At 40.7% G+C, this 18872-nt stretch carries 16 protein-coding genes and 2 rRNA genes; 7 read left to right on the top strand and 11 right to left on the bottom strand.

All coding sequences use genetic code 11. From position 1 onward, the window contains the following. The first annotated feature begins 59 nt into the window (after positions 1–59). The gene (locus H6G57_RS09335; RefSeq protein WP_190517904.1) at positions 60–1088 is read left to right on the top strand and encodes a C39 family peptidase; all 1029 of its coding nucleotides are present in this window, start codon (positions 60–62) and stop codon (positions 1086–1088) included. 94 nt (positions 1089–1182) lie between these two features. Here H6G57_RS09335 and nadC read toward each other — a convergent pair whose 3' ends face one another. The 3 genes from nadC to H6G57_RS09320 form a co-directional block, all read right to left on the bottom strand. Further along, positions 1183–2100, bottom strand: coding sequence for a carboxylating nicotinate-nucleotide diphosphorylase (gene nadC / locus H6G57_RS09330; RefSeq protein WP_190517902.1), 918 nt, complete (start codon positions 2098–2100; stop codon positions 1183–1185). Positions 2101–2533: 433 nt separating this feature from the next. Continuing rightward, positions 2534–2650: ribosomal RNA gene (gene rrf, locus H6G57_RS09325) — 5S ribosomal RNA — on the bottom strand. A gap of 163 nt (positions 2651–2813) precedes the next feature. Beyond that, positions 2814–4790 carry a 5'-nucleotidase C-terminal domain-containing protein gene (locus H6G57_RS09320; protein WP_206756689.1) on the bottom strand — a complete coding sequence of 659 codons (1977 nt, stop codon included), beginning with the start codon at positions 4788–4790 and terminating at the stop codon, positions 2814–2816. Positions 4791–4886: 96 nt separating this feature from the next. On the opposite strand from H6G57_RS09320, the gene H6G57_RS28675 reads away from it, so the two are divergent. Beyond that, positions 4887–5024: a hypothetical protein gene (locus H6G57_RS28675; RefSeq protein WP_199314134.1), complete on the top strand. Its 138-nt coding sequence runs from the start codon at positions 4887–4889 to the stop codon at positions 5022–5024. 406 nt (positions 5025–5430) lie between these two features. Here H6G57_RS28675 and rrf (H6G57_RS09315) read toward each other — a convergent pair. After that, positions 5431–5547 (bottom strand): 5S ribosomal RNA (gene rrf / locus H6G57_RS09315). A gap of 296 nt (positions 5548–5843) precedes the next feature. Here rrf (H6G57_RS09315) and H6G57_RS09310 point away from each other — a divergent pair. Beyond that, positions 5844–6371 carry an FxLYD domain-containing protein gene (locus H6G57_RS09310; protein ID WP_190517900.1) on the top strand — a complete coding sequence of 176 codons (528 nt, stop codon included), beginning with the start codon at positions 5844–5846 and terminating at the stop codon, positions 6369–6371. A 262-nt stretch (positions 6372–6633) separates the two neighbouring features. Next, positions 6634–7077, top strand: coding sequence for a retroviral-like aspartic protease family protein (locus H6G57_RS09305; RefSeq protein WP_190517899.1), 444 nt, complete (start codon positions 6634–6636; stop codon positions 7075–7077). A 266-nt stretch (positions 7078–7343) separates the two neighbouring features. Here H6G57_RS09305 and H6G57_RS09300 read toward each other — a convergent pair whose 3' ends face one another. The 5 genes from H6G57_RS09300 to H6G57_RS09280 form a co-directional block, all read right to left on the bottom strand. Continuing rightward, the gene (locus H6G57_RS09300) at positions 7344–9821 is read right to left on the bottom strand and encodes an ATP-dependent Clp protease ATP-binding subunit (RefSeq protein WP_190517897.1); all 2478 of its coding nucleotides are present in this window, start codon (positions 9819–9821) and stop codon (positions 7344–7346) included. Positions 9822–10382: 561 nt separating this feature from the next. After that, positions 10383–10988, bottom strand: coding sequence for a ribosomal protein S18-alanine N-acetyltransferase (gene rimI / locus H6G57_RS09295; protein ID WP_190517895.1), 606 nt, complete (start codon positions 10986–10988; stop codon positions 10383–10385). A 110-nt stretch (positions 10989–11098) separates the two neighbouring features. Further along, positions 11099–11644, bottom strand: coding sequence for a hypothetical protein (locus H6G57_RS09290; protein ID WP_190517894.1), 546 nt, complete (start codon positions 11642–11644; stop codon positions 11099–11101). Beyond that, a complete protein-coding gene (locus H6G57_RS09285; RefSeq protein WP_190517892.1) occupies positions 11641–13236 on the bottom strand; it encodes an LlaJI family restriction endonuclease in 1596 nt (531 codons plus the stop codon). The genes H6G57_RS09290 and H6G57_RS09285 overlap by 4 nt, the downstream gene beginning before the upstream one ends. Positions 13237–13270: 34 nt before the next feature. After that, a complete protein-coding gene (locus H6G57_RS09280; RefSeq protein ID WP_190517890.1) occupies positions 13271–14380 on the bottom strand; it encodes an AAA family ATPase in 1110 nt (369 codons plus the stop codon). 194 nt (positions 14381–14574) lie between these two features. Here H6G57_RS09280 and lysA point away from each other — a divergent pair, with 194 nt between their 5' ends. The 3 genes from lysA (at position 14575) to H6G57_RS09265 (ending at position 17725) form a co-directional block, all read left to right on the top strand. Continuing rightward, on the top strand, positions 14575–15963 hold the full coding sequence (lysA, locus tag H6G57_RS09275; RefSeq protein WP_190517889.1) for a diaminopimelate decarboxylase: 1389 nt from the start codon (positions 14575–14577) through the stop codon (positions 15961–15963). 116 nt (positions 15964–16079) lie between these two features. Continuing rightward, on the top strand, positions 16080–16979 hold the full coding sequence (gene cdaA / locus H6G57_RS09270) for a diadenylate cyclase CdaA (protein WP_190517887.1): 900 nt from the start codon (positions 16080–16082) through the stop codon (positions 16977–16979). Further along, positions 16976–17725: an isoprenyl transferase gene (locus H6G57_RS09265; RefSeq protein ID WP_190517885.1), complete on the top strand. Its 750-nt coding sequence runs from the start codon at positions 16976–16978 to the stop codon at positions 17723–17725. Before cdaA ends, H6G57_RS09265 begins: the two co-directional genes overlap by 4 nt. Positions 17726–17768: 43 nt before the next feature. Here the strand turns inward: H6G57_RS09265 and H6G57_RS09260 are convergent, their stop codons facing one another. Next, positions 17769–18041: a DUF3143 domain-containing protein gene (locus H6G57_RS09260; RefSeq protein WP_190517884.1), complete on the bottom strand. Its 273-nt coding sequence runs from the start codon at positions 18039–18041 to the stop codon at positions 17769–17771. A 229-nt stretch (positions 18042–18270) separates the two neighbouring features. Then, positions 18271–18780, bottom strand: a complete 510-nt coding sequence (locus H6G57_RS09255; protein ID WP_190517882.1) for a J domain-containing protein — start codon at positions 18778–18780, stop codon at positions 18271–18273. Positions 18781–18872 lie beyond the last annotated feature (92 nt).

The following is an 18872-nucleotide window of genomic DNA, read 5'->3' as shown; positions in this document are numbered from 1 at the left end:
AATTGTCCTGACAACTTTGATGTCTATGATGATTGAGTCAATGATGAGAACCAGCCAATATGAAACTACAGGATTTTATCGGTAAAAATACTCGATATGATATTAAAGCCATTGCTGAAGATGACGAACTCAGTCGTCAGATCCAAACTCAACTCATTGGGTTAGGTTTGCTTGATCCCCCAGCCGATGGCATTTTTGGCCCTAAATCAACAGCTTCATTACATCAATTCCAAAAGTTGATGGAGTGTGGTGAAGCGGGTTATCTGGGTACAATTACGGCGAAAAAGTTAATCGAAACAAAACGGGAACAGATTCCCGTTACCACCCCGATATTGAAAACCCTTAAAAGTACCGTTTTTAAGGTTAAACCGATTGCTTCTTCTCAACTAAATGACTCAGAAAAATTTTCGATTCCTGGCGGAAAAGAATTTGCTGTTTTAGCCTATGACCCCATTCGTGGACATTTACGAGTCGCTTTACGAAATGAGTCCTTTGGAGGATATTCGGTTTTATATATTTGGGGAGAACACGCCCAAATTTATGAAAATGGAAAACTGGTTTATCCTAAACCGATTCCATCCAGTTATCGTCTCAATGTTCCCTATAAATCTCAATTAGACAACTGGTTTAATCCCACGGGTTCATGCAATGTTACTTCCATCTCAATGTGTTTGGAATATTTCAAAGCTCGTCGTAAAACCAGTTCGGGTCAACTGGAAGATGAACTTTATGAATATGCGATTAATAAAGGCTATAGTCGTCATGATCCTTATGATTTAGCTCGAATTGTTCGAGATTATGGTTGTCAGGATTATTTTACTGACAATGGAACTATAGACGATATTAAAGATTGGATTGCGGCTGGAAATCCGGCTGTTATTCATGGGTATTTTACGTCCTTTGGTCATATCATTGTTGTTGTGGGTTATGACGAATACGGGTTTATTGTTCATGACCCCTATGGGGAATGGTTCTCCTCTGGTTATCGCACTGATTTGAGTGGAGCTTATTTACATTATTCCTATCGCTTGATCACGCGAGTTTGCATCCCTGATGGCAATTTTTGGGTGCATTTTATTTCTAAGTAACGCTTAGGAATACCCTAGAATATCAGGGCGAGAAAACCTCGCCCTCAATTAAAATTTATGGCCGTCGCCAAGACTGTTAGGACATAGACTAATGTTAAAACCTAAACTTGTATTTCTCTTTTCCTCCCTGTTCCCTGTTCCCTGTTCCCTGTTCCCTACTATACATTTTCATACTTAAATCTAACCAAGTTGAACGGGTAATGGGGGCACTCGTTGAAATATAATCTACCCCAGTTTCTGCAACGGAATGAATCGTTTCTAAGGTAATATTTCCCGATGCTTCTATTTTAATACGAGGATTATTCTGACGAATTAGATTAACGGCTTCCTTCATTAATTCTAAAGACATATTATCTAACATAATAATATCCGCTTGATGTTCTAAGGCGATTTTTACCTGTTCTAAAGTTTCGGTTTCTACTTCAATTGTTAAAGGATAAGGCATTATTTCTCGAATTTGAGTGATCGCTTTTCCAATTCCACCCGCCGCCGCAATATGATTATCTTTAATCATAATTGCATCATCTAATCCCATGCGATGATTTTTTGCACCTCCCACTTGAATCGCATATTTTTCTAATACTCTTAATCCGGGTGTTGTTTTGCGAGTATCCACTAATTGACAAGGTAAATCTGCGATCGCTTCTACATATTTTCTCGTTGCTGTCGCTATTCCACTCAGTCGCATCGCTAAATTTAACGCCACTCGCTCACCCGTTAATAAGGCTTCTAAACTTCCTTCTAAAATCGCAATTTTTGTCCCTTTTTCACAATATTCTCCATCCTGAATTAAAGGTGTAAATTGCATCTGATGATCTAAGAGTTGAAACACTCTCGCCGCTACGGATAACCCAGCAATGACACCCTTTTCTTTAACAATCCAATCCGCAGATTTTATCTGATTTCCAATTAATAATCCGGCGGTACTGCGATCGCCTCGTCCAATATCTTCTAATAACCATTGTTGTAATAGCGGATCTAAAATAATTCCAGGGGGTAATATCGCCTTCATATTCAATCTATTAGGAATCTCAAAATATCATATAATATCGATGCTCAAAGAAACCGGGTTTCTGTATAAACCCTGATTTCTTATCCCAAATCTTGAAAGAAACCCGGTTTCTGGATAGGGTAAAGGGGGTAAAAGAAACCGGGTTTCTGTATAAACCCTGATTTCTTATCCCAAATCTTGAAAGAAACCCGGTTTCTGGATAGGGTAAAGGGGGTAAAAGAAACCGGGTTTCTGTATAAACCCTGATTTCTTATCCTAAATCTTGAAAGAAACCCGGTTTCTGGATAGGGTAAAAGGGGTAAAAGAAACCGGGTTTCTGTATAAACCCTGATTTCCTATCCCAAATCTTGAAAGAAACCCGGTTTCTGGGGATGCTAAAATACAAAAGACTGCTTCCGATTTATCACTGGAAGCAGACTTTTGTTTGATATTAACCTGGCACCGAGCTATTTTTCCAGGCGGCTACCCGCCAAGTATCTTCGCCGTATCAGCGTTTCACAGCCGAGTTCGAGATGGATCGGAGTGGTTCCACTGAGCCATAGGCACCAGGAAAGCTTTACAAACTTTTCGGTGATGATTGAGGAGTTAGCGGTTTTGCGTTTCGCTTGTTTTCCTCTCACAATTTACTAATCTACTCCCTTTCTCGATGAATGTCAACCCCTTTTTCAAAAAAAATTTTTGATCGAACTCACGTTAAAATATGAAACGCCTTGCTATGTGATCGCTTTAAAACTCTCCGCCGTAACTAAGCTAGATGAAACGCCATTAAGGGTAACGAGAACTTCTTGGTTAAAGGAGATTAACGTTCCTGTCGCCCCTTGAGTCATCGAGAGTTGCGCGAAAGTTAAACCTTCAGGCAATCCCAAGACATCAGCCCCATTTTCAAAGTCAGTCACCACATCGCCACCGCCACCAGAGCGCAAAACGAAAGTATCACTACCGGAATTCCCCGTTAAGGTGTCATTACCTAAATCTCCGAAAAGGATATCGTTACCTGCGTCGCCATTAAGAACATCATTTCCCGCGCCTCCAAAAACAGTATCGTCACCCCCTAGACCCGAAATCTGATCATCGTTGCGATTGCCATTGATCAGATCAGCCTCAGCCGAACCGGTTACGACATCATTCCCATCGAGCGATCGCAGTCCACCCAGTCGTCCGGCAAGCAATCCTGACGCCACTGTAAACACATTATCGTCATCATTCAAGTTAAAAAACTCCGAGGCGAGAGCCGTATCGCTGCGAACCGTCAAGTTTTGAATGCGTTCGTCTTCGGCTGCTGGCACATCCGCCTCGTTGAACAATCCAATCGCCACCAGATAATCCGCCACCGCCTTTTGCTCCCGACCTGGGGTATTAAAAGTTGAGTCAGATTCTGCCGCTGCGAGGCTGACCGGATTAGAGGTAGCCGCAAAGTCTGGGAAGGGATAGCCATCGCCTCCATCTGCCAGAAACTTCAGGGTTACAGTACGGAAAGATCGGTTCGGGTCGCCGACTAACTGACCATTTTCTACCACAATATCGGTCACACTGCCCGATTCATCTCGCAGCGAGAGAGAACGCAAGCGCTGTCCGACGGGCAAACTGGCATCGAAGCTAAACGCCATCCCCCCAACTTGTGGGAACTGACCCGGAGTTGCTCCGGTCGCTGTTTTCGCCAAACCATGTTCAATTACTTGTTGCAGTTGCGAGGCCGTTAGGGTCAGGGTTGTTAACTCGTTATTGAATCGCATAACGTTTTCAATATCGAGTTGGGAAACTTGTCCCGCTTCCTTCCCAGCAATAGGATTAGCGAGCGGTGGGATTTTTTCACCCTCGCTACTAATAGCCCCGATGGAGTAGCGGATACTTCCCCCATTTTTAATCGAGATCACCACGCTCGGATCAACTTGGCGAGCCGCAAACAAATTAGCATCCGCGCCAAGATTACCCAGGTTGGTTTCTTGGGTGCGAACATCGCTGGTGTCGCCGTTGAGAAATACCTCGCTGCGGCCAAAGGTATTGCCGTCTTTGGGAACAATGGAAAGTTGTCCCGCAGCCAAGCCAACCGATAATTCCTCATTGGGTGGGACGTTTCCCGTCTCGATCACCCCCGTTTCGTCCGTAGCAAAAGCTCCACTGATCTTGGGGTCAATGCTTGAGGGAATTAGAACCCCATTATCATCAAAATCCGCTACCAAACGCCCCACATACTTATAGTTGCCCTTAGTATTCACAATCGCAACGGGTTGCCCGGTGGCGGAGGTTGTGAGGATGGGGTAGAGACCATCAGCCGTATCTCCGACTCGCAGACGGTCAGTAGCATCCGCTAAGATATCGTTAGATCCCCCCGCCACAATCACATCCACATCCCGCAGGCCAGAGGCAAGTTCCTGGTCAATATTCAGGTCTCTCAGATGGGACAACAGAACAATTTTGTTAATCCCTTGGGCGGTGAGGGCATCAATCGAAGGTTGAATGGTGGCCGCCAGAGCATCGAGATCGTTGGGGTCTGAGGGGGATATACCAATATTGCCAGGAGACGAGAGGCTGCCCAACAGAGGAGTTGTAGCCCCAACAATGCCGATGGGTTGCCCTTGCACGTCAATCACTGTGCTTTTGGCGATGCTGTTGGGTTGGGGGGGCTGTCCGTCAGGAACCACAAATTTTGCTAAATTACTGTCGGTGCTGAAGTCGAGGTTTGCACTCAAAAAGGGGAATTTAGAACCTGGATAGTTATAGACTCCTTCGATAACGGGGTCTGCGGGAATCAAGGAGGCGAGGAGACCCGTACCGAGGTCAAATTCATGACTGCCGAAGGTGGCGGCGTCAAAGAACAAGCCATTGTTAGTTTCAATATCGGCTCGTCCTGCACCGGGTTTACCAATAACATCGCTCAGTGCGGGATCGCTACTGGCGAAAAAAAACGGGCCGGGAATGTATAAATCTCCTGAAGTTAGAGCCAGGGTTTGTTCAGGAAATTGAGAACGCAGAGCGTTGATGACGCTGGAAAAAGGGAGAATATCTTCTAGGGCTTCAACCCCTGCCTCTTGGTCGGAGGTGTGCAAAATTTGGAGAGTAAAAGTCATTATTTAAACTAACTGTAATAGGGTGATATTCACCATACCAGATCCATCTTGAGGTTTAGCTGTTTTGACGCTCTCAGGGCTAAAGTCACTGAGATTTTTTAATCAAAAAAATGACTTGCTCAGGCAGGATTCTTTAACCGGAGTAGAGGACTTATCTCCTAAAGCGTTGCTAGATCTTGAAAGAAACCTTGTTTCTGAAAGTGTTAAAAGACTAAAGCCTTCTTCCGATTTATCACTGGAAGAAGGCTTTTGTTTGATATTAACCTGGCACCGAGCTATTTTTCCAGGCGGCTACCCGCCAAGTATCTTCGCCGTATCAGCGTTTCACAGCCGAGTTCGAGATGGATCGGAGTGGTTCCACTGAGCCATAGGCACCAGGAAAGCTTTACAAACTTTTCGGTGATGATTGAGGAGTTAGCGGTTTTGCGTTTCGCTTGTTTTCCTCTCACAATTTACTAATCTACTCCCTTTCTCGATGAATGTCAACCCCTTTTTCAAAATTTTTTTCTAGCCTCAACCTGAGCTACAACCTTAAAGCCTGAAACGGCTAGTTTAACGTTGAGTCAAATTGGCCATGATTATGGGGGTTGGTTTGGTTTTCAATCCTTATATGACAAAATTGTAGCAACAGAACCGGATTAATTAGAATAATATTCTAATTGAGGAGATTTGATTATGCCAATTGATTTACCTTGGGCTTTAGCATTTGTGATTGTTTCTGGCTTAATTCCCGCCTTAAAAGCCATTTCAAATCCTTCTCTTTCTCCTGCTTCCAACTCATCTCAACATTCTGCCTCTGTAATCGTAACTCAAAATTCAGGATTCACTGTGAGTGATGTTAAATTAGTGCGAGTTGGAGAAGGAACATTAATTCGTTATTCGATTGAGGGAAAGGTTAAAAATAATAGTACAACTTCAATGCGATCGCTGAAAGTTAACTATCGAGAATATCAACAACAGAATGATCAATTAGTCCCATTAGAAGCCGGAGAAGCAACCGTTAATCCCACAGAACTTAAACCCGGAGAAACGGGAATATTTGGTCGTGTCGTCAATAGTCCATTGGAAGTCATACTTATTGAAAGTTTAGTATCTCCTGATCATGGAGAAATTGCTATTAACCAATGTTATGCTAATAATTTAGAACGGCGAGAAATGTGTCGTAGACAATTGAATCCTCAAGCGGTTTATCCTTTATTATAAGGATGTGAATTCGAGGGATTAAAAACAGTATGAGATAATGCAGTTAGGTTTTTTGAGTAGATCAGTATAAGCCACCAAAGCCGCCAACAAGTTGAGCAGAAAATTAAAGCGATCGCAACCCATCGAACTCACGTTACTTACGCGCACAATTAGGTCAACAGCCGTTGACCCCTAACCGGGTTTCTTGATCCTACGCGATCGCTGTCAAAAGAAGTTACAATTAAAAGACGCAATAACTCCAACTCTTAAGTAGGAGATAAATATGCAAATTCAAAGCAACAATCAAATGGGAAAAGTTTTCGCCACTCTAACAATTACTAACCGCGCCGACCAAATTCGAGCAGAAGATGGGACAATTTTACCAGAGCAAATTCGCTCAATTACCCTCAAAAATGTATTAGTAGACACGGGTGCAACTACCCTATGTTTACCACAAGAAGCGATCGCCAAACTGGGGCTAAAACTCCTAAAAGAAGTGGACGTAGCCACCGCAATGGGTATTGGTAAAGCCAGAATTTTCCGAGATGCTACCCTATCAATATTTGAGCGGGAAGGAACCTTCGAGTGCTTAGAATTACCAGGAGGTCAAGATGCTCTTTTAGGAGTCATACCTTTAGAAGCTTTGGGGTTAGAAATCGACTTAAAAAATCAAACCTTGAAGGCGTTACCCATCAGTCCAACAGAAACTTATTTAACGATTTTGTAGCAGAAGAAAAAGGAAGGAGGAAGCAATTAAGAACGTCCTAACATCTGCTGCGACTGCTATAGCGCTACTTGAAGAGGGAACAGCTTAACTGGGAACAGGGAACAGTAATAATTGAAAGGGTTTCAGGATTTAAAAATGTCCTAACTGTAATGCGTAGTGCTATATATAAACCTATAATTTACTAGAAAATTGGGCTAAAGCCCAACAACAAAAAAGCCCCTCTCCTGTTAGGAGAAGGGTTTAAGAAAAGATAGAATTAAACCCAATTAAGACTCAGCGCCTTGAGGTAACAATTCCCGGTCAGCAGGACTTTGGAACACCACCACTTGACCGTTTTCATCCACATCAACAACAGCAGTATCCCCTTCTTTAATCCGTCCAGACAGAATTTCTTCTGCTAAACTATCTTCGAGTAACCGCATAATCGCCCGACGCAGAGGACGCGCCCCATAACTGGGGTTGTAACCTTCCTCTACTAACCGTTCTTTAAACTTGTCCGTCACTTCCAAGGTAATGCCTTTTTCGACCAAGCGTCCGAAGACTTCTTTTAACATGATCACCGCAATTTCCTTGACTTCTTCCTTGTTCAACTGACGGAAGACAATAATTTCATCTAAACGGTTGAGGAACTCAGGACGGAAGTATTGTTTCAGTTCTTCATTCACCAAATTGCGGATGCGGTTGTATTGAGCATCGTTTTCATTTTCAGAGAACTCGAACCCTAAACCACCGCCACCTTTTTCGATCACCTTCGATCCAATATTAGACGTCATAATGATCAAGGTATTCTTGAAGTCCACCGTCCGACCTTTAGCATCGGTCAAACGACCATCTTCTAAGATTTGCAGCAACATATTGAAGACGTCGGGGTGAGCTTTTTCAATTTCATCAAACAGCACCACCGTATAGGGACGCCGACGCACCGCTTCCGTCAGTTGTCCGCCTTCGTTGTATCCCACATAACCTGGAGGCGACCCAATTAACTTAGAAACGGTGTGACGTTCCATATATTCCGACATATCCAAGCGGATCATCGCTTCTTCTGACCCGAAGAAATAGGCCGCTAACGCCTTGGTTAATTCGGTTTTACCCACCCCAGTTGGCCCAGAGAAGATAAAACTGGCGATCGGTCGGTTGGGGTTCTTCAGACCCACCCGGGCGCGACGAATAGCACGAGATACGGCTTTCACGGCTTCATCCTGACCAATTAACCGTTGATGCAGGGTTCCTTCCATGTTCAGCAGTTTCTCGGACTCGGACTCGGTGAGTTTGTTCACCGGAACCCCTGTCCAACTGGCCACAATTTGGGCGATGTCTTCTTCGGTGACAATGGGGCTATCGTCTTCGCTGCGGGTGGTTTCGGCTTTCTTGGTTTGGCTAATAGAACGAATTTGCGATTTAATTTCCATTTCGCGATCGCGCAATTCTCCCGCCCGGTCAAAGTCTTGAGAACGTACCGCCTCGTCTTTTTCTTTAAGCACTTGCCGCAGTTCCTTATCCAATTCTTTCGCTGCTGGAGGCAGTTGAGAATTGATTAAGCGCACCCGTGAACCCGCTTCATCAACTAAGTCAATGGCTTTATCCGGTAAATAGCGATCGCTAATATACCGATCCGAGAGTTTAGCCGCGGCTTCTAAGGCTTCATCGGAAATTTTCAGTTTATGGTGTTGCTCATAACGTTCGCGCAACCCAAACAGAATTTCAATCGTTTCAGAAACAGACGGTTCACCCACCATCACAGGTTGGAACCGACGTTCTAAAGCCGCATCTCGTTCAATGTGTTTACGATATTCATCTAAGGTCGTCGCCCCGATGCACTGTAACTCACCTCTGGCTAGGGCGGGTTTAAGGATATTCGCCGCATCAATCGCCCCTTCAGCAGCACCCGCGCCGATCAACGTGTGAACTTCATCAATGACCAGGATCACGTTTCCGGCTGACCGGATCTCATCCATGATTTTTTTCAGACGTTCTTCAAATTCTCCCCGATATTTAGTTCCAGCGACTAACAACCCGATATCTAAGGTAACGACCCGTTTTTCTTCTAAAATATCGGGAATATCATTCGTGGCAATGCGTTGGGCTAACCCTTCAGCAATAGCGGTTTTACCCACGCCAGGTTCCCCAATTAACACGGGGTTATTTTTAGTCCGCCGACCGAGAATTTGGATCACCCGTTCAATTTCTTTTTGGCGACCGACCACCGGATCGAGTTTGCCTTCGGCGGCCATTTGGGTTAAATTTGATCCAAACTCATCTAAGGTTGGGGTCTTGGTGCGGCTATTACTGCCTCCGGCGGCAACTTCGGCCGTTTCACCCAACATCCGAATCACTTGAGTCCGAACTTTCGAGAGGTCAACCCCCAAGTTTTCTAAGACTCTAGCCGCCACACCTTCCCCTTCCCGGATCAGACCGAGGAGAAGGTGTTCGGTGCCAATATAGTTATGCCCCAATTGGCGTGCTTCTTCCAGGGACAGTTCCAGCACTCGTTTGGCGCGAGGGGTAAAGGGAATTTCGACGGCGACAAACCCCGAACCTCGACCAATGATTTTTTCTACCTCGATCCGGGCATCTTTGAGATTGACTCCCATTGATTTTAGGACTTTGGCAGCAACACCTGTGCCTTCCCCGATCAGACCCAGGAGGATCTGTTCGGTTCCCACGAAGTTATGCCCCAGGCGACGTGCTTCCTCCTGGGCTAACATGATGACTTTAATGGCTTTTTCTGTGAAGCGTTCAAACATGGCTAATTCCCATCACCTGCTGCTTACCCGTTACGCTAATTTTAGCGTGAGACTTAATAACTTCCGAAAAATTAAAAAGTTGGCTAAAAAATGAAAGGGTTCATTTTGGCACTTTAATTTCTCGCGGTCGTGAGATTCTAGGTTGGCGTTGTTGTGTATCTCCTTCAACTGGGAATATTTGCCCAACTTGGAATTGACCTACAACTTACCCTAGAGATTACTATAAAATTGATTTTGCAGGATATTTCCTGCGATCTGAGCGTTTTTTATCAGGTTAGACACAACAACTGACTCAAGGGCGAGTCCAAATCCCTATTCCTCCTCTGGAAAAGCCAAGATCAGGATAGGGATCAAGACTTGAACAGAGACAGCTTACTCTAAATTGAATTTTCATTCTGTATAGAGGTTATCTCTCTGCAAGCCTCAACTGTGTTGTGGCTAAGAGGATCACTTTTGATTTTACTGATGGATTCTAGCACAATGCTCTAAGAATCGTGGAACAGGCATCTTGCCTGTTAACCTGTTAACCTGTTAACCTGTTAACCTAATAACCGTCAACCGTCAACCGTCAACCATCAACCTCAAACAAATCTCTTGATACCAGTCCTGAAGAGTTTGGAGAAAATGGGGGTGATGGAGATCTCCTCGCCAGAGAATTAAGGCATCTTCTCCGGTATCTTGGTAATAGCCTTTACGACGTCCGGCTTCTTTAAAACCAAATTTTTTATATAAGTTAATCGCAGGTTGATTAGAAACTTTAACTTCTAGGGTAGCGCGTTCGAGTTTCCGTTTCCAAGCCGATACTAACAATTGAAATAATAACCCCTGACCTAACCCTTGTCCTTGATAGTCTGGATCAATGGCTAAAATTGTAATATGAGCTTCTTCTAAAATTGCCCATAAACACCCAATTCCTATGATTTCATTACCCGAACTTCTTGGATTTTTTAATTCTATTTTAGGTAATTTTAATTCTTCTAAGATCGGTTGTGAATTTGCGGTTTCATTAACTTGTTTCCAAATGATTAAATCACTATTAGGACTATCAATTTCTCGTTGATATCCGTCTATTGTCCAAAGTCCTCCTAAACAGCGTTGATCAAGTTCGACAACAGCAGAAAGTTGATCATCGGTTAAGAGTTGTAATTCTAAATATTGCTTTCCCATTTAAACGAGTATCTTTAAAGTTTAGCTTTGAGCAATGTTATCATAACAAAAATATAATTTGAAAACATCTTAAATTATTTAATACTAATTATTAACGACTAGAAGTATTATCAATTAACATTTTTTATGACATCCAAAATTTCTTGAAATGTAAAATAAAGATAGTAGAAAATAGGGATTCTATTAATATCTATAGTTCCATATTTGCGATAAGGCATTAGATTAAGATGGGAGCGACGATAAGCAATACGAGGACGATTAGGGCGATTGTCAAAATATACAATTTTATCTTGAGCGCGATTATAATATCCAACCTCAATAGGTGTACACTCCTCATCAAATGTTATACCCCATTTAATATTAATTTTTAATTTTCTATTAGAATTAGAATGCCGCTGGTCTAAATCATAAAAAAGGATATTATAAAAATCTTTAATATCTCTTGTATTGAAATCCTGTTTAGTAATTAAATTAGGATAAGGAATTTGAATTAACTCATCATTAATTTTAAGAATATTTATAAAAAAATCCTTTGCTTCTGAAATGATATAATTTTCAACAGCTTCTTTTTGATTGATTGTTTTAAATGTGATTAACGGAAGGTAATCACTATCTATAGTAACATCTTTAAAGATGAAGAAATTATCTTTGTTCATGAATTTTCTCCTAAATATACAGTTTGTATTTTAGTAAAATTTGCTTTTCTTACTTGAATCCCCTTGATATCAATTTTTGAATCTAAAAATTCTATATTTAAATCATTTATATAACCAGGAATTAAAAACCAATTTTGCCAAACGAAGTGAGTTTGTTGTAAGGCTAACTCATAGGTTAATTGTTTAATCACATCAATTCTATATTTTTCTTCAGTGTTTTCAAAAGATTTTTGTTTATTTTTCTCAAAAAATGTGATGGGTACATCCTTAAAATCTATAATCCTTAATTTTTTTCGATCTGGGGATTGCAATACTAAATCAGGGCGTGGAAATCTACGCAAAGCATTTTTTTGATTTCTGTTGAAAAAATTCGACTTTTCAGGCTCATTGTATAAAAACATTCCCAAACCAGAGTTAAATTCAATAGATAAAAGCTCACTCCACCAAAAATATCCTGAGTTATCAGGATAAGGTTTATCAGATTTAGTACAATAAATCCAGGTTCTATCATCTTTCGTTGTATTACGCCCAGGAGTACAATAATTACCTACTCTATTTTTATCTTCTATTACGCGCTTCGGATTTTGATAACCTTTTAAAGATATATCTGTATCTGCATAACAAATATTCCAAGAATTATAATTATAAGTAATATTTCTTTCTTGACTGTAACGAAAATCTGGGCTTTGACGAAAAAAGTATGTATGGCACATATCTTCCCAAACGTAAGAAAATCCCTTAATTCCCCAATATTCGCCCTCCTGTTGTTGCGGATTTAGTTCACCATACAAAAATGTTTCTATAGCTTCATAAAGTTGCCAATAGTCAGCATCTTTATAATAAGTACAATTATCTATATGATCCAATGTTTCTTTCAGTATATTAATAGTTTCCTCGTAAGTATCTTTATCAAAAATTGACTGATTGCTAGTTAAATAATTTTCTTTAAACCGTTGAGCAAAAAATTTAATATCTTGACTACGAGATTTGACATTATCAGGAGCATCTTCTTCTAATTGTTGAATGATTTCATCTAAAATTAAACAATACAGATCAATTAAATCTGTACTTTCATAGCGCAAGAGAGGACGGGGTAAATCCATTGTTTCAATGTGAATGATATCATCCTCTAAATAAATAGCCCTATCTAAATATTTATAAATCTGAGAATAGTCGATTTTATCACTTCGACTAATCTTTCTTTGAATTGAGTGAAGTGATAGATCATCATAAGCTGAAAGAATTTTTTCGATCATTTTAATCTTGCTATAAATAACACAAGATTCTCCTTCATCAGTTTTAAAAGTTACTCCACCAGAAGAAAGAGTAGTTTGATCCTGTTGTTCTTGATATTCAGGTTTATTCAAATTAAATCTATCACTATTTCTATTATCTCTCTCAAATTTATTAAAAGTACGGTACATTCTAAAAAATAAATCTTTGATTTGATCAAAATCCCCATCGGGGAAATCATCAAATCCATTCGGAAGGCAAAATTCAAACCCTTTATCAGAAGCAGATTTTCGGATACCAACGAAGTTGTCTTTTGCTTCTCTCTGTTTGACTAAGGTAATTTTTGCAAAATTAAACATATATTAATCTGTATAAGTATGAAATTTAATAGCTCTACAATTTAGGAGTAAACGCCCGAATTTTTTCAATAAATATATTATGTAATTTGGTAAAATCTCCAAATGTAATTAATTCTGAACGATCAACTTCAAGCAAATCAACTAAAGGTCTTTTATCTCGGTTAAAGACACTATCCCACAAGAAAAACATGAGTTTATTTCTTATTTGTTCAGAAGTAATACAGTTATTTTTATAATTAATGAAAAAATATCCAACTTGTTTATCTTCTATTCCGCGAACAGAATCGTGATGACTTTTAATAAAAAGATTAATTTGTTTGACTAACTTTTTCCATTCATATTCTTCAAAATCTGAATAGTTGGGGGGTTCGGGTTCACTTTCATCCCAATCAATAAACTCCCATTCCCAGCGCCGTTTAAATGCGCTATCCATAAAGTAAATAGAGTTATCAGATGTATTCATCGTCCCAACAATAGAAAGATTAGGGGGAATTTTAATTGCTCTATCTTCCAGACTAATATCTAAACAATCTAATCTATTTTGGAAAGTTGTATATTCATTCACCCAATCGCCTTCACCTGGAAATTTATATTGAGATTGATTAGTAGCTAAAGTTTGGTCTTTGACTCCCATGAGTTCTAATATTTTTAGTATTTCTATTTCTGGTACATTAATTCTATAAGATGACCAGCCATCGTCATTTCTATCTAATAACTGAAAAACAGTTCCAAAGATGGCAGAAGAATTCCCACGATTGATTTCATCTATAACTAAAATAACGTTTTCAGCTTTCTGACAAGCTTCTGATCGGGCTGTAGATAATAAAATATTTTGTTCTTCTATACTTAAATTTTTAAAATTTTTATCCTTAGTAGGATTTTTATATACATCGAAGATTTTGCGATAAGCTTTAGATAAAGCGCACAAAAAATGGCCTGAGAAGAATTTGTACTGAACCTTTTCCCCTTTTGTAACTGGAATTAGCTTACCAACAAAATCTCCATAAGTATATTCAGGATGAAATACTGTTTTAATTACATTTTCCCTACCTATACCTAAAGCAGGAATAATTTCATGCACTATTTTGTGGCTTTTCCCTGTTCCAGGGCTACCAAATAGAATTTTTTGTACTGGGCTTTTCATGGCGACAAACACAATCCATTGATCTGAAAATCTAGTATTCCATTATACCAGCTTTGATTGCCCAACTCTATTCTCAAGCTTCTGTAAAAAAACTTAACGTTGAGTATCTTCTGTTTTGAAAGCACCCAATACCCGACATCTGCGCGACTTTAGGGTAAAATCTGATCTATAGAAGTGTTAATATAGTATTTCCTGTGCAAAATTCTGGACTGCAATACCTATCGGCATCAACGGATGCGGTTGAAACGCGATCGCCTAATCAACATCTACTCCCTCTGACGGCGAAAGTCAACCCCCAAGATCACTTAGAAATAGGCGGTTGTGATGTTACCGCTTTAGTTGAACAATTTGGCACACCCCTTTATATTGTCGATGAAACCACCCTGCGAACGGCTTGTCAACAATACCGGGAAGCCTTCAAACGTCATTATCCGGGTGAATCTTTAGTTTTGTATGCCTCCAAAGCGTGGAATTGTTTAGCGATTTGTGCCATTGTCGCCTCTGAAGGATTAGGCATTGATGTGGTTTCAGGAGGAGAACTTTATACGGCGCTACAAGCTGGAGTTCCACCGGAGAAAACTTACTTACATGGTAATAATAAATCCTCAGAAGAAATTCAATTAGCGATTGAAAATGGATGTACCGTTGTTGCGGATAATTGGTTAGATTTACACACTCTTGTTCAACTCAGTCAACAGTCTATTGTTGATCATCCTATTCCGGTGATGATTCGGTTTACCCCTGGAATTGAATGTCATACCCATGAATATATCCGCACCGGACATTTAGATAGTAAATTTGGTTTTGATCCCGGTCAATTGGATGAAGTGTTTCAATTTATCAGTCAACAACCAGGTTTAGCTTGTATTGGAGTTCATGCTCATATTGGCTCCCAAATTTTTGAATTGCAACCCCATAATGATTTGGGTTCAGTTATTATTGATACATTAACTAAAGCCAATCAACTCGGTTTAAATATCTCAGAAGTTAATATTGGTGGAGGTTTAGGGATTTGCTATACGGAGTCAGATGATCCCCCCAGTATTGAAAATTGGGTAAAAATTGTTACTGAATCCGTTATCAAAGCCTGTGAACAGAAACAATATCCTTTACCGAAATTATTATGTGAACCGGGACGGTCTTTAATTGGTTCTAGCTGTGTCACCGCTTATACCGTTGGTTCTCAAAAACAAGTTCCTGGAATTCGGACGTATATTGCTGTAGATGGGGGGATGTCCGATAACCCCCGTCCTATAACCTATCAGTCCTTGTACCGAGTGGTATTGGCAAATCAAATGTCTGCACCCATGACTGAACCAGTCACCCTGGCAGGAAAACATTGTGAATCTGGGGATATTTTAATTAAGGATGCTCAACTGCCCAAAGTTGAATCTGGGGATATTCTCGTGGTCATGGCAACCGGAGCCTACAACTATAGTATGGCATCGAACTATAACCGACTGTCTAAACCTGCGGCGATTTTAGTCAACGATGGCGATGCTAACGTAATTATTGAACGAGAATCTTACCAAGATTTAATCCGAAAAGATCGACTTCCTGAACGGTTGACACTCAACCCTTAACGATTAACAGTTGACTCTTGAGCGTTGATACTTTAACAATCAAGAGTCAACCGTTAACCGCTAACAATTTAACTCTAAAATTTGATAATAATTTTCGATGAATACGGCGCCTATTCATGACAAAGCAAGGAATTCCTCCCTGGTTGATTCAAAGTCTTGATATTGGATTAGTTTTTGCCGTCGCTTATGTGGTGTTGGTCATCATTGGAGAACGCCGTACTCTATGGATGGTACGAGGATTTATTATTCTAATGTTGGCAACGGCCATTAGTAACTGGGCTAATTTGAGGTTATTGTATATTGCCCTCAATAGTTTAGTTACTGGGTCTGCTGTAGCGATGGCAGTTATGTTACAGTCGGAATTCCGCCAATTTTTAGAACAATTGGGTCGGGGAGAAGTTTTGCAACTGTTTGGTCAAGGTCGCCGTGCCATTCCAGAACCCGATGGGGTGATTGATCAAATTGTAGAAGCCGTTAAAGAACTTTCGCAAAACCGCACAGGCGCATTAATTATTATTGAAACAGCCAGCCCCATTGATGAACGGGATTTTTCGGTTCCGGGGGTTAAACTGAATGCAGAAGTTTCTAGGGAACTGTTACAAACCATTTTTCAACCCAAAACCTTGCTCCATGATGGGGCGGTGTTAATTCGAGCTTCTCGAATTGCAGCCGCAGGAGTGATTTTACCGTTATCGGAACGGATGGCCTCTCGACAATTGGGAACTCGTCATCGAGCCGCGATGGGAATTACGGAACGGGTGGCAAAATGTATGTGTATTGTAGTGTCAGAAGAAACAGGCTCAATTTCTTTGGCGGAGAAAGGAGTCCTCAATCGACCCTTAACTAGCAGTAAACTGAAAGAGCTATTAGAAGCTCGGTCTTGGACATCCAATGATGACCGAACTGCGGCTTCAATTTCGATTACCCATTGGGGAAACCGCATTGGTTCCCAAGGATGGGCTCTAGTGTCTGGCTTATTCCGTCCTCGTTCCAAAGCTTCTCGGGAGAAAAAATGAGTGCTAAAACAAGGGTTATATATGAATTACCCGCAGATTTAGACCAAAGCCGTTTACCCAAACATATTGCTGTGATTATGGATGGCAATGGTCGTTGGGCGAAACGTCGGGGTTTACCGCGAACTATGGGCCATCGTCGAGGAGTGGATGCTCTTAAAGAAGTCTTACGCTGTTGTCGAGATTGGGGTGTGCAAGCCCTAACAGCCTATGCCTTTTCGACTGAAAATTGGGGTCGTCCGTTAGAAGAAGTGGATTTTTTAATGGCATTGTTTGAGCGGGTTTTGATGCGCGAACTGCGGGAAATGATGGAAGAGGAAGTGCGAATTCAGTTTGTGGGAAATTTAACGGCACTTCCTCAGTCTCTACAGAAAAAAATAGAATATTCAATGGAGGAAACGAAAAATAATAAGGGTATTCTATTTACTATTGCTACAAATTATGGCGGACGACAAGAAATTTTAAGCGCTTGTCGAAAGATTGCGACTCAAGTGAAACAAGGGTTAATTCAACCGGAAGATATTGATGAAACTTTGTTTGAACAACATTTATATACGGCAGGAATGTGTCACCCAGATTTGTTAATTCGCACCAGTGGAGAATTGCGAATTAGTAATTTTTTATTATGGCAACTCGCCTATGCAGAAATTTATGTCACCGATACTCTCTGGCCTGATTTTAATCATACAGAATTACATCTCGCGTTATCTTCCTATCAAAAACGGGAACGAAGATTCGGTAAAGTTTAAATCACTGATAACTGATAACTGATAACTGATAACTGATAACTGATTATGGCCCGCCAAAAATAGCTGATTCGAGATCTCTGCGAGATAGGGAATACTTAAAGGAACGTTGAATATCTTGACCGTTGTTTGCCGCACCAATATAACGCACTGTAATTTGGTCAACGTCTAACCATAAATCTGCTGTCCAATGGGGATTTTTAATCCGCCAATAATGAAGCTCTTTACTATCTTGTTCGCCCCCATGAGAACGTAACCAGTCTTCAATATCAGGTAAGGGATGATTATATAAGGGTGTATCGGAACTGGGCAAGGTCATAAATTAAAGATAAAAGAGCGACTTACTACTGCTAATTCTTCATTATATAGTAAGTCTAAATCAATGGTACAACTGTTTTGATTCTAAATTGATTGTGAGGGCGAGGAAACCTCGCCCCTACCAGGGAATCAGAAATGTGTAAATTAATGATTATTTTGGAGTAATTATATGGAATTTTAATTAATAAAAAATAAATCTATAATCAGGGATAAATTCAGGTTAAAATGAATTAAAACCCTGGAGGTTGAATGGGTTGAATCATTCCGCCAGAACGAGTTAAACCGATAAAAATAGCTAAGAATAAACACCCTATTAAACTCAGTCCCATCAGAAATAATGCAAAAATCTCTCCGGCGGAAAGGGGACGGTCTGTTGGGTCTAAATAAGCAGAGGATTTAGGATAAGGATGGCTTTTAGATATGGGTTGATTAAAATTAGTTGGAACCTGAATCACATGATATCGAGAATAACCGATTTTTAGATCATAAGATTGACGTCGTTGGGGGTTGCTTAAGGTGGCGTAAGCTTCGTTGAGGGTTTGAAATTTGGCTGTTGCGATCGCCTTTGATAAGGTTGTTGTATCAGGATGGTAAAGTTTACTCAATTCCCGATAGGCGCGGCGAATTTCTATTGGGGTAGCACTAGGATGAAGCCCTAACAAGGTGTAATAGCTAGAACTGAGTGCGGGATGGTTTTCGGGTTGGGGTTGCTGTTGGGATGAAGTTTCTGGGGAAGTCACGGCTATTTACTCGACATCACATAAACAGTTCTTTTATTATATGGGATACAGAAGACAGGAAACAGAAAATTAGAAAATGGGTAGAGACATTA

The sequence above is a fragment of the Planktothrix sp. FACHB-1365 genome, from assembly GCF_014697575.1.
In the GTDB taxonomy this organism is placed as follows: Bacteria; Cyanobacteriota; Cyanobacteriia; order Cyanobacteriales; family Microcoleaceae; genus Planktothrix.
This window is presented reverse-complemented; position numbering and strand designations above follow the sequence as displayed.

Bases quoted from the DNA above. Each gene is read 5' to 3' on its own strand.
- nadC (WP_190517902.1), bottom strand. From the start codon at position 2,100: ATGAAGGCGATATTACCCCCTGGAATTATTTTAGATCCGCTATTACAA.
- H6G57_RS09335 (WP_190517904.1), top strand. From the start codon at position 60: ATGAAACTACAGGATTTTATCGGTAAAAATACTCGATATGATATTAAA.
- H6G57_RS09310 (WP_190517900.1), top strand. From the start codon at position 5,844: ATGCCAATTGATTTACCTTGGGCTTTAGCATTTGTGATTGTTTCTGGC.
- H6G57_RS09305 (WP_190517899.1), top strand. From the start codon at position 6,634: ATGCAAATTCAAAGCAACAATCAAATGGGAAAAGTTTTCGCCACTCTA.
- H6G57_RS28675 (WP_199314134.1), top strand. From the start codon at position 4,887: ATGACTGCCGAAGGTGGCGGCGTCAAAGAACAAGCCATTGTTAGTTTC.
- H6G57_RS09300 (WP_190517897.1), bottom strand. From the start codon at position 9,821: ATGTTTGAACGCTTCACAGAAAAAGCCATTAAAGTCATCATGTTAGCC.
- H6G57_RS09290 (WP_190517894.1), bottom strand. From the start codon at position 11,644: ATGAACAAAGATAATTTCTTCATCTTTAAAGATGTTACTATAGATAGT.
- H6G57_RS09265 (WP_190517885.1), top strand. From the start codon at position 16,976: ATGAGTGCTAAAACAAGGGTTATATATGAATTACCCGCAGATTTAGAC.
- H6G57_RS09260 (WP_190517884.1), bottom strand. From the start codon at position 18,041: ATGACCTTGCCCAGTTCCGATACACCCTTATATAATCATCCCTTACCT.
- H6G57_RS09280 (WP_190517890.1), bottom strand. From the start codon at position 14,380: ATGAAAAGCCCAGTACAAAAAATTCTATTTGGTAGCCCTGGAACAGGG.
- H6G57_RS09285 (WP_190517892.1), bottom strand. From the start codon at position 13,236: ATGTTTAATTTTGCAAAAATTACCTTAGTCAAACAGAGAGAAGCAAAA.
- rimI (WP_190517895.1), bottom strand. From the start codon at position 10,988: ATGGGAAAGCAATATTTAGAATTACAACTCTTAACCGATGATCAACTT.
- cdaA (WP_190517887.1), top strand. From the start codon at position 16,080: ATGACAAAGCAAGGAATTCCTCCCTGGTTGATTCAAAGTCTTGATATT.